We start from the raw sequence: 14,425 nt of genomic DNA on the forward strand, positions 1-14,425 counted from the left end.
TAATCACTTTGATTGATATTGATTGTACTGAGGAGCAAGACGATGAATACGAAAGTCATCACCGCTCATGTCCCGCTGCCTTTGGCTGAAAAGGTGGATGAAATGGCCGCCAAACTTGAACGCTCACGGGGATGGATAGTGAAGCAAGCCCTCACCGCCTGGCTCGAGCAAGAGGAAGAGCGCCGTCGGTTAACGCTGGCGGCGCTGGCCGATGTCGAACAGCAAAACGTTATCGATCATGAATCGGTAGAAGCCTGGGCTGCCAGCCTGGACAGTGACGATCCGCTGCCGGTACCGCGCTGATGGAGTTAAAATGGACGAGTAAGGCGCTATCGGATTTGGCGCGTTTGTTTGAGTTTCTTGCCTTGGCTAACCGTACTGCGGCAGCGAATTCGGTGAAGGCCTTGGTCGCCGCGCCTAAAGCGTTGCTTGATAATCCTCGCCTGGGTGAAAGACTGGACGAGTTTTTACCGCAGGAAGTGAGGCGTATTCTGGTCGGCCGTTATGAGATACGTTACCAGGTGCAGCCGGCAACGATTTATGTTCTGCGTATTTGGCATACCCGCGAAGAGCTATAGGCCGAATTCCCCTACCCGATAAATCTGACGGCGGCCCGGCTGACGTCTGGCGTCTGGGCGGTCAGAAACGCCTGTAAGCGTTCGATCAGCGGCCGCTTCGCCGATTCTTCCGGCCAAACCAGATAGTAACCGTCGCCGGTACGCACGGCGGCGTCACAGGGCAGCGCCAATAACCCCTCCTCAATCGTCCGCAGGCTCAGCGCCAGATCGCCGATCGAGACGCCGTGCCCGGCGATGGCCGCCGTGTTGCCCTGTTCCAGCGAATCAAATACCTGGCCGCGCGTGAGATCGATCGGGGCCGCGATGCCGCTTTTTTGCAGCCAGCGCCGCCAGTCGCGCCGATCGGGCGAAGGGTGGATCAGCGGGCAGGCGGCGAGGTCGCGCTGCCCGTCGGCGAGCAGCGCGGGGGCGCAAATCGGGATCAGCCATTCGTCGAACAGCTTGGCGGCGGCGGTGTTGGCGCCGAAGTGGCCGTTGCCGAGCAGGATGGCGCAGTCGTAGGGTTCGCTGAAAAAATCCACGCTGTCGATGTCCATCCAGACGCTGGCTGCCTGCACCTCGAACGCCTGCGCCGTTTGCCGGAACCGGCTCAGGCAGTCCAGCAGCCAGCGCAGGGTCAGCGTGGAGGGCGCCTTCAGCCGCAGCAGATCGCGGTGGCTTCTGAACAACTCGCACGCTTGCTCGATGCGGCCAAACCCTTGCTGCAGCTCGGCGGCGAAGATTTTCCCCTGCGGCGTGACCTCGATGCGCGGGCCGTTGCGCTGGAACAGCCGACAGCCGAAGTGCTGCTCCAGCGTTTTGATGTGCTTGCTGACGGCGCTCGGGGTGAGATGCAGCTCCTCGGCGGCCAGCGTGAACGAGCCGGTGCGGGCGGCGCTTTCGAAGGCGCGCAGGGCGTAAAGCGGCGGAAGGGAACTGGCCATCGCGGCGTCTCTAATAATGAGTCTGATTCACAGTAAACGACAGGATTACTCCTTTTTCAAGGCGGGGGCGGCGGCAGGATAATGGCGCGACGCCAACTGACTGAATGTGAGTGAAATAAAGATGAACCTGTCGTTGCTGGCGGCGTATTTCGCCGCCATTTTCTTGCTGATCGCCACGCCGGGGCCGGTGGTGGCGATGGTGGCCAACACCGCGGCGCGCTTTGGTGCCCGGCGCGCGCTGTTGACTGCGCTGGGCAGCAACGGGGCCTCCTTGTTGCTGATCGGCATCGCCGCGCTGATTATCACCGGGCTGTTCGCGGTGGATATGCGCTTGCTGCAGTGGATAGGCCTGCTGGGTTGCCTGTTTATCGGCCGTATGGCGATCGCCTCGCTGTATGAGGATTTATCCGCGCGAACCCCGGATGCGCAGCCCGTTGCGCCGCCGCAAAAACGCTCGGCGATCCTGACCGGTTTTCTGGTGGGCATCGCCAACCCCAAAGACATTATCTTCTTCGTCGCTTTTTTCCCGCAGTTTATCGCCGTCACCCCCTCGATCGGCGCCAGCCTGACGCTGTTGACTGCACTGTGGGTGCTGGCGGACTTCGCCATCTTGCTGGCCTATATCACCCTGCTGTCTGGAACGGCGCTGCAGCGTGCGCGGCGGGCGATCTCTGTCCTGTCGGCGTTGCTGCTGTTGGGGGTGGCGGTGGTGGGAGCGGGGTATGCGCTGTGGGGTCTGCTCGGCTGAAGCCGCATAAAAAAACGCCGGTCGGGAAACCGGACCGGCGTTTATCGTGGCGTTTAAGCCGCGCCGGTCGGCTGCGGCGTGGGGTCACCGTTGCGGCGTTTGCCGATAAACAGCGCCACCAGCGTCAGCCAGCACAGGCCGCTGATGAGGTTGAACAGGTTGAACAGCCCGCTGCCGCCCCAGACGTAGGCGACCTTGGCCAGTTCGATGCCGACGGTGAACACCATCATGCTCAGCATGCCCATAGTGGCCGACACCGTGCCCTTGCTGACGTTGCTGGAGAACAGCGTCAGGCGGTACAGCCCGGCGTTGGCCAGGCCAATGCCGAAGGCGTACAGGCTCAGGCCGGCGGTCATCCACAGGTAGGCATGGCTGGAGAACTGGGTCGCCAGCGCGGCGATCAGCAGCCCCAGCAGCATTGGGCCCGCGCCCAGCTTGATCAGGCGCTCCACGCTGTTTTTGCCGGTCAGGCGCGCCAGCGTCAGGTTGCCGAGGATCAGCGCGCCGAACACCGGGATTTGCAGCAGGCCGTAATCCAGCGTCGACAGCGACTCACCGCTGATCAGGATCACCGGTGACTGGGCGATCCAGGCCAGCAGCGGCAGGCTGGCGAAACCGATCGCCAAAGCGCCGCACAGGAAGCGGCGGTTGCCCAGCACCTGGCGGTAGTCGCGCCACAGGTTGGCGGCGGAAAACGCCTCGCCCTGCAGCGTGGCGGTTTCCGGCATCGCTTTCCACAGGCCGTAGAAGGCGATGGCCGCCAGCGCGGCGAACAGCACGAACATGCTCTGCCACGGCGCGACGTGGATCAGCGCCGCGCCGGCCAGCGGCCCGAGCAGCGGGGCGATCAGCGCCACGTTGGCCATCAGTGCGGTGATCTTGATGCACACCGATTCTTCAAACGACTCCTGGATGGTGGCGTAGCCGACCGCGCCGATAAAGCACAGGCCGATGCCCTGCAGGAAACGCATGGCGATGAACTGTTCGATGGTGGTGACCAGCAGGATCGCCAGGCAGGAGACGATAAAGAACGCCACCCCGGCCAGCATCACCGGGCGGCGGCCGCGGCGATCCGACAGCGGACCGAGCAGCCACTGCAGGAAGATGCCGCCGGCCAGATAGGCGGTCATCGAGGTGGGCACCCACTCTTCGCCAGCGTTGAAATCCGCCACGACGGCCAGCATGCCCGGCTGAATCATATCGTTGCCGATATAAGTGGCGAACTCGAACAGCACCAGACAAAGAGGAAATAAAAGCGCCTGTCGGCCCAAACGTGCCGCAGGTGGTAATGTCGTTTTCATATTATTGTACTGATAGTAAAAGAGAAAAAGGAACTGCCAGGGCGGGAAGCGCAAACTGAGCGAGTTGTGGCGGCTATTTTGCCGCCAATTGTTCACCTTCGCAATCATAAGGTGTTGTTTAAGTGCATTCTGATATTTCGCTTTTGGGTTGTCGCCGAACGCCGTGCCCGATAACCTCTTCTTAACATATCAATATGACACAAGATCGGGCGAGCGTTTGAGCGAGAAAATCGGCTGGATAGACAACCTGCGGGCGATAGCGTGCATGATGGTGGTGATGATCCACGCCACCACCTATTACGTCACCAACGGCGCGGCGATAGGGCTGCACAACTGGGATATCGCCAACGCGCTGAACTCGCTGTCGCGCGTGTCGGTGCCGCTGTTCTTCATGATTTCCGGCTACCTGTTCTTCGGTGAAAAGAGCGCCGGCCGGCGGCATTTCACCCGTATCGGCTGCTGCATTCTGTTCTACAGCGCCATCGCGCTGATCTATATCGCGGCCTTCACCAAGATCGGCTTCTGGCCGTCGCTGCGCGCCATCCTGCAAAAGCCGGTGTTCTACCACCTGTGGTTTTTCTACGCTATTACGGTGATTTACCTGCTGTCGCCGCTGATCAGCGTCAAGCCGGTGTCGCGCCGTTACCTGGCCGCCGCGCTGGTGGTGTTGGCGGCGATCGCCAACCCGAATACCGACAAGCTGACCTTCGGCAATGCGCACCTGCTGCCGGTTAACCTGTATATCTACGGCGATACCTTCTACTACCTGCTGTATGCACTGGCCGGGCGGGCGATTGGCATGATGGAGGCGCGCGGGCGCGCCGTGGGCTGGCTGGCGGCGCTGGGATTTGCGCTGTGCGTGGCGCTGATCGCGCGCGGCACCAAGCACCAGTTGTTCATCAACGGCAACTTCGCCGATACCTACTACATCTACAGCGGCCCGCTGGTGTTTATGGCGGCGGTGGCGCTGCTGGTGTGGGTGAAAAACTGTTTGCCGCAGCCGATCGGCTGGTTGAGCGCGTTCTCCCGCCATTCGCTGGCGATCTACGGTTTTCACGCCCTTATCGTCAACGTGATGCGCAGCCGGCACCTGGATTTCACCGGCCACCCGCTGCTGGATATCTTCTGGGTGTTCGGCGTGGCGCTGGGGCTCAGCCTGCTGCTGTCTGTCGGCCTGCAGCGGCTGGATACCCGCCGGCTGGTGTCATAGCGGCGAGCGCTGGCGCTGCTGGGCGCGGCGCAGCTGCCGCCCGGAAGAAAAGCCGGCCGCCAGCGCGGCCTTCTCCAACCCATATCCTTGCTGCAGGCGCTGTTGCGCCACCGCCAACCGCAGCTGCTCATGATACTCCCGCACGCTGATGCCGACGTGGTTGCGAAACAGCCGCGCCAGGTGGCGGCTGCTGACGTGCGCCTTCTCCGCCACCTGCGGCACCGACCAGTCGGCCTCCGGCTCGGCGGCCATCACGTCCTGCGCGCGGTGTACCGCCGGGTGCAGGTGGTTGCGATAGCGCAGCCAGGGCGACAGCTGCGGATCGTCCCCGGCACGGCGGAAATAGACCACCATATCGCGGGCGACGTCGCGCGCCCGGCCGGAGCCGCAGTGGCGGTGGACCAGGTGCAGCGCCAAATCGATGCCGGTGGTGATGCCCGCGCTGGTGTAGACGCCGCGATCTTCGACGAAGATACGGTTCTCTTTCACCTGCGCCGCCGGCGCCTGCCGGCGGATACGTTCGATGACGTCGTGGTGGGTGGTGCACTGATAGCCGTCGAGCAGCCCGGCCTGCGCCGCCAGCAGCGCGCCGGAACAGATGCACACCAGGGTGATGCGCTGCCGCTGCAGATCGGGCCGCAGCGTCGCCAGCCAGCGGCGCGCCTGCTCGGCCTCTTCCCCGGCGAAATAGCGCTGCGAATCGCCGACGCCCGGCAGCACCAGAATGGCGCCGTCTTCCAAGCGTTCGGGCAACGGCTGCAGGCCGCTCAGCGTCATGCCGATGGAGCAGACGATCTGCGGCGCCGGGCTGAGATAACGCAGGCTGAACTGCCCGGCGAGGCGCAGGGTTTCCGCCGGGCCGCTGACGTCCAGCGACAGCACGTTGGGCAACAGCAGAAAATAGACGGCCTGCGACATGGTTACTCCTGTGCGAGTTGCGCCAGCGCCTCATCCACGCTGGCGATGCGGGCGAAACGATCGACCAGTACGGTTTCAGTATGCCGCTTCAGCTGCGCGGGGGTAAAGGTTTCACCGTCGGGATGACGCATCGGGAAGGTCAGCGTCGCCTCGGTGACGAAGGTCACCCGATAACCGAGATCGGACGCTACCCGGGTGGTGGTTTCGCAACACTGTTCGGTGCGGATGCCGGAGACGATCAGGTGGTTGATATCCCGCTCGCGCAACCAGGCGTCGAGGCCGGATTCGGTCAGCGCATTGTGTACGTGCTTATGCACGGTGATATCTGCCTGGTGGGTGAGGAACGGCAGGCGCTGCACATGGCCCGAAGCCAGCGAGAACGGCCCCTGCGGCGAAACGTGCAGCACATCGACCAGCGCTGCGCCGCGTTGTTGGCAACCCGCGATCAGGCGCGTCAGCGCCTGCTGAAACGCCGGCAGATCGTCCTCCTGCCAGAATGGACGGTGCTGGAATGATTGCTGGACATCGATGATCAATAACGCGCTCTGTGACATTTTCGGCCCTCAGCCTGTGTGTGTAGCGACCATCTTGCGCCGCTCCTTACTCTGGCAGAAGGCCAAAAACGGCCATCATGATGACAACAGCGGACCGACCTTAGGCTTTGCTCACCTGGCCGGCCACCAGACGCCCCTGATGGAAGGTGGCGCTGCGCGCCGGCAGGCGGGCGACCGCCTCGGCGGAACAGCTGGCGTTGACCAGCACGAACTCGGCGGCATCGCCGGCTTTTGGCCAGGCGCGCTGGCCCTTATCGTCCAGCGGCAGCACGCCGCCGGTGGAGATGGCCATGGCGCGCGACAGGTGATACTCGTCGGAGCCACGGTACAGCTGGGCGTACAGGTTGGCCTTCTCCAGGATGTCGCCGGTACCGAACGGCGACCAGTGGTCGATCACGCTGTCGGTGCCGGTCATCACGAACACCCCTTTCTCGCTGAGCTGCGGCAGCGGCATCATCAGGCCGCCGATCGGCACCGTGGAGGCGATGGTGATCTGCTGCGCCGCCAGCCGGGTGGCGGTTTCCGCCAGTTCGCCCGGCGTCAGCGTGGTCAGGGCGAAAGCGTGGCTGATGGTGACCTTGCCACGCAGCGCCGGGTTTTGCTCCACGGTGGCGATCATATAGTTGATGGCGGCGACCCCGGCCGGGCTGGTCTCATGCAGGTGGATATCCACGCCTTTGCCGGTATCGAGGGCGATCTGGAACATGGCGTCGAGCGATTGCTCCATCGCGCCGTCGACGTTGGTCGGATCCAGCCCGCCGACGTACTGCACGCCCATCTGCATCGCTTCGCGCATCAGCGCATCGACTTTGGAGTGCAACAGCCCGTGCTGCGGGAAGGCGACGATTTCACAGCTGAAGTCCGCCCGGTGGTTTTCCAGCGCGCGCTGCAGGTGCTCCAGGCTTTTCAGGCCGCTGACCGGATCGATATTGCAGTGGCTGCGCGCCACGGTGCTGCCTTTGGACTGCAGCAGGGCGATCAGATTTTCCGCCCGCTGCTGCGAGGTGGGCAGCAGTTTCGGGATCAGCGTCTGCTCCAGTGCGATCATGTCCATGATGGTCTTGCCCTGGCGCGGGCGCGGCGCCTGCCACGGGCCGCTGTAGAAGGTTTTGTCCAGGTGGATGTGCATGTCGCGAAACGCCGGCAGCAGCAGCTGGCCCTGCGCCTTATAGCGGGGCACGCCGGCGGGCAACGCGGCGTTGGCGGCGTGAATGGCGGCGATCTTGCCGTCTTTGATCTCCAGCGTGTACAGCGCAGTGCGGGTGCCGATCACCGTTTCGCCGTCGTATTCAAAGCCGTCTTCCAGCCGCACCTCGCTCAGGCAGTAGTGGCGATCGGTCAGGGTCATCGGTGCCGGTGCGCACTGCCCGTCGCCCGGTGACGCGGCCTGCGCCATGCCGCCCGTAAGGCCGATCACCGCACAGGCGGTGGTAAGTTTGCCGGTTTGGCTGAGGAAGGCTCTGCGGCCCGGTTGTTGAGGGTTTTCCACGTTCGGTTCCTTAATCCAGAGGTGAGGGGTGAAAACATCCCCCAATTTAGGAGAGGAACCGGCCGGTTGGCAGCGACATTTGCCACTGGTGACTATTCGATTTGGTAATGATCGGCGTGTGCTGGTGGGATGGTTCTCCTGGCTTGCTCTTTCGCAGCTTTAATGGCTACATTTGTAGTCATTAAAGCTACATTGAGGCCAGCGTGATGCACGATCCGATGCTCGAATTACTGTTCAGCGAATACCGTAGAAAAGTGCTAAGCCTGCTGTTTATTGAAGCCGGGCAGGCGTTTCATGTGCGAGAAATTGCGCGGCGCACCGCAACTCAGGCCGGGACTTTACATAAAGAGTTGAGCAGGCTGGCTGAAGGCGGCATCTTGCTCAGGCAGCGGCAGGGCAACCAAATTTGCTATCAGGCTAACGCCGATTGCCTGATTTTTCCCGAGTTGGCGGCGATTTTCCGCAAGGCTTGCGGGCCGGCTGCGCGCTTACGGCAGGTACTGACTGGATTTGGGGAAGACATCGAACGGGCTTTCATCTTTGGTTCCGTCGCCAGTGGCAAAGCGACGGCGGCCAGTGATATTGATGTTCTGATCGTCGGTAAACTGTCTTTTGCGGATGTGATTCAGGCGGTTTATCCGCTGCAGGAAACGCTGGGTCGGGAAATTAACCCCAAACTGTACTCGCCGGAAGAGTGGCGAGCGGCTTTGGCCGAGAACTCCGCGTTTATTCAGGACATTATGGATAAACCCCAACTTTGGATTGCGGGAGACAAGGATGACGCTGGACAATCTGGTCGGGCTGGGACTGGAGGTGATAACGCCTGACGCGGGGGCGATTAAAAAATTGCTGGCCGCCGCCGCTCGCAACCGACGCGATGCGGGTATCACTCAGCTCAGCAATGAGAGCCGTTTCGACACGGCATATAAGGCGGTCATGCAAATGGCTAATGCCGCTTTACAAGCCAAAGGATACCGCACGCTGACCAGCAAGCCCGGCCATCACCAGATCATGATCCAATCGTTGCCGCTCACCGTAGGGCTGCCGCGCGAGGAAATGATCTGCCTGGACGCATTGCGAAAGCAGCGCAACGTGGCGGATTACTCCGGCGACTTGGTGACGGACGCGGCGGTACAGGCTTGCCTTGAGCAGACAGAGGCGCTGTGGGGGCGGCTTATCGACTGGCTGCAACGTGAATATCCGCAGATAGTGGCGTAAGCGGCCTCACTTCAACCCGCAAAACACCGCCAGCCGCTGGGCCAGCGACAGCGTGGCGGCGGGGGCGCCGTCGCGGTAGTAGAGCGCCAGTTCGAAGTTGTCTATCGGCGGCAATCCTTCGGCTTCGCCCAGCACCCGATGCGTCGGCAGACGGCAGCCGGCCGGCAACAGGGTGACGCCCAGCCCGGCGGCGGAAGCGGCGGTCAGCGCCGCCAGGCTGGCGCTGCTGTAGCCGATGCGCCAGCGTTTGCCGAGGTTGTCCAGCGCCTGGCACAGCTCGTCGCGGTACAGGCCGCTGAGCGGAAATACCGCCAGCGGCACCGGCGATTGCTCTATGGCCGGGAAGGCCAGGCTGTCCAACCACAGCAGCGGTTCCGGCCGCGCGGCGCGCGGCGGTTGTCGGCGGCGCTGCTTCACCAGGATCAGATCCAGCTCTTCACGCGCGTAGGCGCTGTGCAGATCGGCGCTCAGGCCGCTGGCGACGTCCAATCGCAGGTGTGGGTGCTCGCGGCTGAAGTCGGCCAGCAGCTCGGTGGTGGGCACGGCGAAATCCTCCGGCATGCCGATCCGCAGCACGCCGTCGCGCCAGATGCCGGTTAGCGCGTCGTGGGCCTCTTCATTCAGCGCGATGATGCGGCGCGCGTAGCTCAACAGCTTGACGCCTTCTTCGGTCAGCAGCACCTGATGCGAGGAGCGCTCAAACAGCGGCTTGCCCAGCATCTCTTCCAGCCGGCGCACCTGCTGGCTGACGGTGGACTGCGACAAAAACACCCGCTCTGCGGCGCGGGTGAAGCTGTTGCTGTCGCATACGGCGACGAAGCTGAGCAGCAGCTGCGGATTGAACATCGGGTAGCGATTCATTTTCCCACTGTTGGCTATTTTATTATTTAATTTCCCAATACTAGCGGCGTTGCCTACAGTAACGCAACGCTGCGGCGATCGCGCTGTGACGCCGCACTCTTCATTTTGCAGTACCAGGAATATACCGTGTTAAATCATTCTGTTAATTCACCTTCTTCGCGCCGCTGGTTCAACCCTCTGCTGCTGGCGCTGGTGTTGATCGGCCTGAACATGCGGCCGCTGTTGACCTCGATTGGCCCGTTGCTGCCGACGCTGCGCCAGGCTACCGGGCTGAGCTTTGGCGGCGCGGCGCTGCTGACCACGCTGCCGGTGCTGATGATGGGCCTGATGGCGTTGGCGGGTGGCGCCATCAACCGGCTGTTCAGCGAACGTAACGCCGTGGCGTTGAGCCTGTTGGCGATTGGGTTGGGCGCACTTTGGCGCGAGCTGGCCCCCGGCAGCGTGCAGCTGCTGATGAGCGCGGTGCTGGGCGGGCTCGGCATCGGGGTAATCCAGGCGGTGATGCCCGGTATCATCAAGCATAATTTCCTCAACAGCATGGCGCTGGTGGCCGGGCTGTGGTCGGCGGCGCTGATGGGCGGCGGCGGACTGGGCGCGGCGATCACTCCGTGGCTGATGAGCATAGGGCACGACTGGCACAGCGCGCTGGCCTGGTGGGCGTTACCGGCGCTGGTGGCGCTGCTGGCCTGGTGGCCGGTCAGTCGCGGGCTGTCGCGCCTGGGCGCGGCGGGAGAAAACCGCGGGCCAAGCCTGCTGCGCAACCGGCGCGCCTGGCTGCTCGGCGCCTATTTCGGCCTGATCAACGGCGGCTATACCAGCCTGATCGCCTGGCTGCCACCGTATTACATGCAGCTCGGCTGGCAGCCGCAGGCCAGCGGTTCGCTGCTGGCGCTGATGACCTTCGGCCAGGTGGTGGGCGCGCTGCTGTTGCCGGCGCTGGCGCGCAATCATGACCGGCGGCCGCTGCTGCTGCTGGCGCTGATGATGCAACTGATCGGCTTTATCGGCCTGATTTACCTGCCGCAGACGCTGCCGTGGCTGTGGGTGTTGGTTTCTGGGCTGGGGCTGGGCGGCGCGTTCCCGCTGTGCCTGGTGCTGGCGCTCGATCACCTGCACCAGCCGGCGGCGGCCGGGCGGCTGGTGGCCTTTATGCAGGGCGTCGGCTTCCTGCTGGCGGGCGTGACACCCTACCTCTCCGGCCTGCTGCGCGACTACAGCGGTGGCTTCGTGCTGGACTGGCAGATCCACGCGCTGCTGGTGGTGGTGCTGATCGCCATCACCTGGCGCTTCCACCCGCACAGCTACCGGCGGGCGTTCGCCGAATAATATTTCTGTCATTGCCGCTCCCTATAGTGACGTTGCTTTTACTTCTGGGCGATAACAACGAAAAGGGACAATGACATGCACAACACCAAAACCCGGCTGGCGCTGCTGGTCGGCTGCATGGCGCTGAGCGCCAACCTGTGGGCCGAGGCGCAGCCGGTACCGGCGACGTTGGCGGGGCATGCGCTGCTGCCGGTGAAATCCACCGTTTCCACGCCGAAGGACGCGCCGAGCGATCTGCAACTGAGCGGCAAGTACACCAGCGGCAAACGCGTCACCGAGCTGGGCAGCGTGGCGGGCAAATCCGCCGATCGCCTGACCGGCCTCGGCCTGCCGATCGACGGCCAGCCGCTGCAGGGCCACTCCGGCATCAAACACATGCCCGACGGCACCTACTGGGTGCTGACCGACAACGGCTTCGGCAGCAAGGCCAACTCGCCGGACGCCATGCTGTATCTCAACCACTACAAGATCGATTTCAAAGACGGCACGGTCGCGCCGCTGAAGACGGTTTTCCTGCACGATCCGGATAAAAAAGTGCCGTTCCACATCATTAACGAGAGTACCGAGCAGCGTTATCTGACCGGCAGCGATTTCGATCCGGAAAGCTTCCAGTTTGCCGACGATGCCTTATGGATCGGCGAAGAATTCGGGCCTTACCTGATCAAGGCCGACCTGAACGGCAAGGTGCTGGCGGTGTTCGACACCCAGGTGGACGGCAAGGTGGTGAAATCGCCGGACAACCCGACGCTAACCCTGCCGGGCGCGCCGGACGGCAAGCAGAACTTCCAGGTGGCGCGCTCCAAAGGCTTTGAAGGCATGGCCGCCTCGCCGGACGGCAGCAAGCTGTACCCGCTGCTGGAAGGGGCGCTGTGGGACGGCGAGCAGTTCGAGAACGTCGGCGGCAAACGCTATCTGCGGGTGCTGGAGTTCGACGTGAAACAGCAGGCCTGGACCGGCCGCAGCTGGCAGTACGTGCTGGAAGACAACCAGAATGCCATCGGCGACTTCAATATGATCGACGCCACCCACGGGCTGGTGATCGAGCGCGACAACGGCGAAGGCACGCCGGATAAAGCCTGCGCCGCAGGCGCGCCGACCGACAACTGCTTCAGCCAGGTGGCCAAGTTCAAGCGGGTGTATAAAATCGCCTTCTCGGACGCCAACGTCGGCAAACCGGTCGACAAACTGGCCTATATCGACCTGATGAACATCCAGGATCTGAACAAGCTGGCGCGCAAGCCGCTGAACGACGGCGTGCTGACCTTCCCGTTCTTCACCATCGAGAACGTGGACGTGGTGGACGCCAACCACATCATCGTCGGTAACGACAACAACTTCCCGTTCTCCTCCAGCCGCCAACCCAATATGGCGGATGACAACGAGTTCATCCTGCTGGACGTGAAGGATTTCCTGAAGTAGTTCTCCCCGGCCGCCGAATCGCCGGCGGCCGCCATTTCCCGCTTAGCACAGCGAACAAACTGCGCTATAATCAGCGCCTTGCTTCTCCCTTCTCCAAGGAAGATCCTCGTCCCCGGTGGGGCGGCCGGACTTCAAATCCGGTTGGGGCCGCCAGCGGTCCTGGGCAGGTTCGACTCCTGTGATCTTCCGCCAATCAATATCTCCCAATCTCCCCTGTGATTGTCGGCTCCGGTAGGGGTAATTTACTCCTCTCATTTTGTGATAGTGCGGCTTGTGTGGGTAGAAGAAACGTTCATGAAGAAGGACTACGAGGCGGTAAGCCTTGACGTAAAAACCGCTTACGCGGCCTTTTTATTTCTGAGGAACAGGGCAAGCAGATACAGGGCGCCCAGCGGCACGGCCATGACATAACAGAATGCATAATACAGGATCAGCACGCCATTTTTGCCTATGGTATCGGCGAACAGTCCGCGGTGCCAAAATTCTTCACTCGTGAACCGCAGGGCGAACGTTTCAATGCCTTTTTTAGCACAGGGATACAGTAAAAAGCTCAGAATGGAGAGGATCAACGAAAGTGCGATATTCACCATGTCCTGGAAAGAATAGATGTAATAAAGCGCGGTAAAAAAATAGGCCGCTCCCCACACCTGACTTTTCCAATAATACGCTTTGGTCATTTGTGCCTCCCTGGGCATGAGTTCCTTTCTGTTTCGTGCTTGGCGAAATGGAATACCGATGCCATTGCCCGCGTCGCGCGGTTTACCCAAGACGTCTGAGTATGCGCAGGGCTTCGGCAAAATGCCATGTTACCGGCTTATCTGGCAGGCGTATTTGGGTTCTGCCGCGAGCGTCTTCTCTCCCCAACACCTAACCCCTTCACTCCCTTTGCAAAAAGAACTGCTTGATGGTCTGCCGCAGCCAGCGGTGCGCCGGATCGCGATCGAGGCGCGGATGCCAGGCCTGCACGATGAACACCGATTCCAGCTCGAGCGGCAGCTCGATCTCTGCTAACGGCAGGTGGATGTTGCTCACCCCCTGCAGCACGTGGCGCGGCAGCGGCAGGATAAAGTCCGATTTCATGGTCAACATCATCGCCGAATGAAAGCCCGGCAGGGTCAGGGCGACGTTGCGCTGCAGGCCGAGATCGCGCAGCGCATCGTCGATCGGCCCCTGGGTGCGCCCGCGGCGGGAGACGCTGATATGCGGGTAATGGGTCAGGGTTTCGGGCGTTACCCGGCCAATGATCGGGTGCCCCGGCCGCACCAACGCCTGAAAGGTGCTGGTGAACAGGCTCTGCGTCTTGATTTCCGGGTGCCAGTCGCGTGAGGAACCGATCACCAGATCCACCTTGCCGCTGCGCAGCGCGTCATCCTCGCCGTCGCTTTCGGCGATAAACTTCAGGCCGCTCAGCGGCGCCATGTCCCGCAGCGTCTCCAGCAAGCCGCCTGCCAGCGCGCCGATAAAAATGTCGTTGGCGCGAATGGTGAAGGTTCTGGTCAGCTTGCCGGGCTCGAAGGATTCATTCGGCGCGATCAGCGTGGCAGCCTGCTCGATGATCTCGCCGAGCTGGCGTTTCAACTCCAGCGCACGCGGCGTCGGCACCAGATGCTTACCGGCTCTGACCATGATCGGGTCGTCGAACTGCCGGCGGATGCGCCCCAGAATGCGGCTCATCGCCGGCGCGCTCAGATTCATCTTCTCGGCGGCGCCGCTCACGCTGCCTTCTTCCAGCAGCAGATTCAGCGCATAGATCAGGTTGAAATCAATTTTTTGCGGCATGGCCTCTCCGGTGGTGGTGCGCTCAATGGATTGCGTTTTGTGCAACTAGTTAATTACATCATTTCATTTTAAACAATCGAAGTAAGCCCGGATACTGCCCA

General features: G+C 62.2%; 16 protein-coding genes and 1 tRNA gene. 9 read left to right on the forward strand and 8 right to left on the reverse strand.

Annotated elements, in window-relative coordinates:
* Positions 1-42 precede the first annotated feature (42 nt).
* Both ACSBQQ_RS17525 and ACSBQQ_RS17530 read left to right on the forward strand, forming a co-directional pair.
* Positions 43-303 carry a CopG family ribbon-helix-helix protein gene (locus ACSBQQ_RS17525; RefSeq protein ID WP_033649526.1) on the forward strand — a complete coding sequence of 87 codons (261 nt, stop codon included), beginning with the start codon at positions 43-45 and terminating at the stop codon, positions 301-303.
* Positions 303-578: a type II toxin-antitoxin system RelE/ParE family toxin gene (locus tag ACSBQQ_RS17530; protein ID WP_060429050.1), complete on the forward strand. Its 276-nt coding sequence runs from the start codon at positions 303-305 to the stop codon at positions 576-578. Before ACSBQQ_RS17525 ends, ACSBQQ_RS17530 begins: the two co-directional genes overlap by 1 nt.
* An 11-nt stretch (positions 579-589) precedes the next feature.
* Here the strand turns inward: ACSBQQ_RS17530 and ACSBQQ_RS17535 are convergent, their stop codons facing one another.
* Positions 590-1,501, reverse strand: a complete 912-nt coding sequence (locus ACSBQQ_RS17535; protein ID WP_033636572.1) for a LysR family transcriptional regulator — start codon at positions 1,499-1,501, stop codon at positions 590-592.
* A 121-nt stretch (positions 1,502-1,622) separates the two neighbouring features.
* Between ACSBQQ_RS17535 and ACSBQQ_RS17540 the strand changes: the two genes are divergently transcribed.
* Positions 1,623-2,249 (forward strand): LysE family translocator, encoded by a 627-nt coding sequence (locus ACSBQQ_RS17540; protein WP_047569917.1) that lies wholly within the window; start codon positions 1,623-1,625, stop codon positions 2,247-2,249.
* A gap of 53 nt (positions 2,250-2,302) precedes the next feature.
* Here the strand turns inward: ACSBQQ_RS17540 and ACSBQQ_RS17545 are convergent, their stop codons facing one another.
* Positions 2,303-3,550: an MFS transporter gene (locus ACSBQQ_RS17545; protein WP_041038165.1), complete on the reverse strand. Its 1,248-nt coding sequence runs from the start codon at positions 3,548-3,550 to the stop codon at positions 2,303-2,305.
* A 217-nt stretch (positions 3,551-3,767) separates the two neighbouring features.
* Here ACSBQQ_RS17545 and ACSBQQ_RS17550 point away from each other — a divergent pair, with 217 nt between their 5' ends.
* Complete coding sequence (locus ACSBQQ_RS17550) at positions 3,768-4,760, forward strand: acyltransferase (RefSeq protein WP_049213612.1); 993 nt, start codon at positions 3,768-3,770, stop codon at positions 4,758-4,760.
* Here ACSBQQ_RS17550 and ACSBQQ_RS17555 read toward each other — a convergent pair.
* The 3 genes from ACSBQQ_RS17555 to ACSBQQ_RS17565 form a co-directional block, all read right to left on the reverse strand.
* Positions 4,755-5,678 (reverse strand): GlxA family transcriptional regulator, encoded by a 924-nt coding sequence (locus ACSBQQ_RS17555; RefSeq protein WP_033636576.1) that lies wholly within the window; start codon positions 5,676-5,678, stop codon positions 4,755-4,757. The genes ACSBQQ_RS17550 and ACSBQQ_RS17555 overlap by 6 nt on opposite strands.
* A gap of 2 nt (positions 5,679-5,680) precedes the next feature.
* A complete protein-coding gene (locus ACSBQQ_RS17560; protein ID WP_033636578.1) occupies positions 5,681-6,232 on the reverse strand; it encodes an isochorismatase family protein in 552 nt (183 codons plus the stop codon).
* 100 nt (positions 6,233-6,332) lie between these two features.
* Positions 6,333-7,721 (reverse strand): amidohydrolase family protein, encoded by a 1,389-nt coding sequence (locus ACSBQQ_RS17565; RefSeq protein ID WP_041037271.1) that lies wholly within the window; start codon positions 7,719-7,721, stop codon positions 6,333-6,335.
* A gap of 206 nt (positions 7,722-7,927) precedes the next feature.
* On the opposite strand from ACSBQQ_RS17565, the gene ACSBQQ_RS17570 reads away from it, so the two are divergent.
* Together ACSBQQ_RS17570 and ACSBQQ_RS17575 are read left to right on the forward strand one after the other, a co-directional pair.
* Positions 7,928-8,548: a nucleotidyltransferase domain-containing protein gene (locus ACSBQQ_RS17570; protein ID WP_041037269.1), complete on the forward strand. Its 621-nt coding sequence runs from the start codon at positions 7,928-7,930 to the stop codon at positions 8,546-8,548.
* Complete coding sequence (locus ACSBQQ_RS17575; RefSeq protein WP_041037267.1) at positions 8,499-8,939, forward strand: hypothetical protein; 441 nt, start codon at positions 8,499-8,501, stop codon at positions 8,937-8,939. The genes ACSBQQ_RS17570 and ACSBQQ_RS17575 overlap by 50 nt, the downstream gene beginning before the upstream one ends.
* 6 nt (positions 8,940-8,945) lie before the next feature.
* Here the strand turns inward: ACSBQQ_RS17575 and ACSBQQ_RS17580 are convergent, their stop codons facing one another.
* Positions 8,946-9,800, reverse strand: a complete 855-nt coding sequence (locus ACSBQQ_RS17580) for a LysR family transcriptional regulator (RefSeq protein ID WP_033649519.1) — start codon at positions 9,798-9,800, stop codon at positions 8,946-8,948.
* A 126-nt stretch (positions 9,801-9,926) separates the two neighbouring features.
* On the opposite strand from ACSBQQ_RS17580, the gene ACSBQQ_RS17585 reads away from it, so the two are divergent.
* The 3 genes from ACSBQQ_RS17585 (at position 9,927) to ACSBQQ_RS17595 (ending at position 12,737) form a co-directional block, all read left to right on the forward strand.
* Positions 9,927-11,126: a cyanate transporter gene (locus ACSBQQ_RS17585; RefSeq protein WP_072269941.1), complete on the forward strand. Its 1,200-nt coding sequence runs from the start codon at positions 9,927-9,929 to the stop codon at positions 11,124-11,126.
* 75 nt (positions 11,127-11,201) lie between these two features.
* Positions 11,202-12,545: an esterase-like activity of phytase family protein gene (locus ACSBQQ_RS17590; protein WP_060429053.1), complete on the forward strand. Its 1,344-nt coding sequence runs from the start codon at positions 11,202-11,204 to the stop codon at positions 12,543-12,545.
* Positions 12,546-12,642: 97 nt separating this feature from the next.
* A tRNA-Sec gene (locus ACSBQQ_RS17595) sits at positions 12,643-12,737 on the forward strand.
* 146 nt (positions 12,738-12,883) lie between these two features.
* Here ACSBQQ_RS17595 and ACSBQQ_RS17600 read toward each other — a convergent pair.
* Together ACSBQQ_RS17600 and ACSBQQ_RS17605 are read right to left on the reverse strand one after the other, a co-directional pair.
* Positions 12,884-13,222 (reverse strand): colicin E1 family microcin immunity protein, encoded by a 339-nt coding sequence (locus ACSBQQ_RS17600; protein WP_052210578.1) that lies wholly within the window; start codon positions 13,220-13,222, stop codon positions 12,884-12,886.
* A gap of 199 nt (positions 13,223-13,421) precedes the next feature.
* On the reverse strand, positions 13,422-14,324 hold the full coding sequence (locus ACSBQQ_RS17605) for a LysR family transcriptional regulator (RefSeq protein WP_039568343.1): 903 nt from the start codon (positions 14,322-14,324) through the stop codon (positions 13,422-13,424).
* Positions 14,325-14,425 lie beyond the last annotated feature (101 nt).

The organism is Serratia sp. G204Y, assembly GCF_051172435.1.
GTDB classification, from domain to species: Bacteria; Pseudomonadota; Gammaproteobacteria; order Enterobacterales; family Enterobacteriaceae; genus Serratia; species Serratia sarumanii.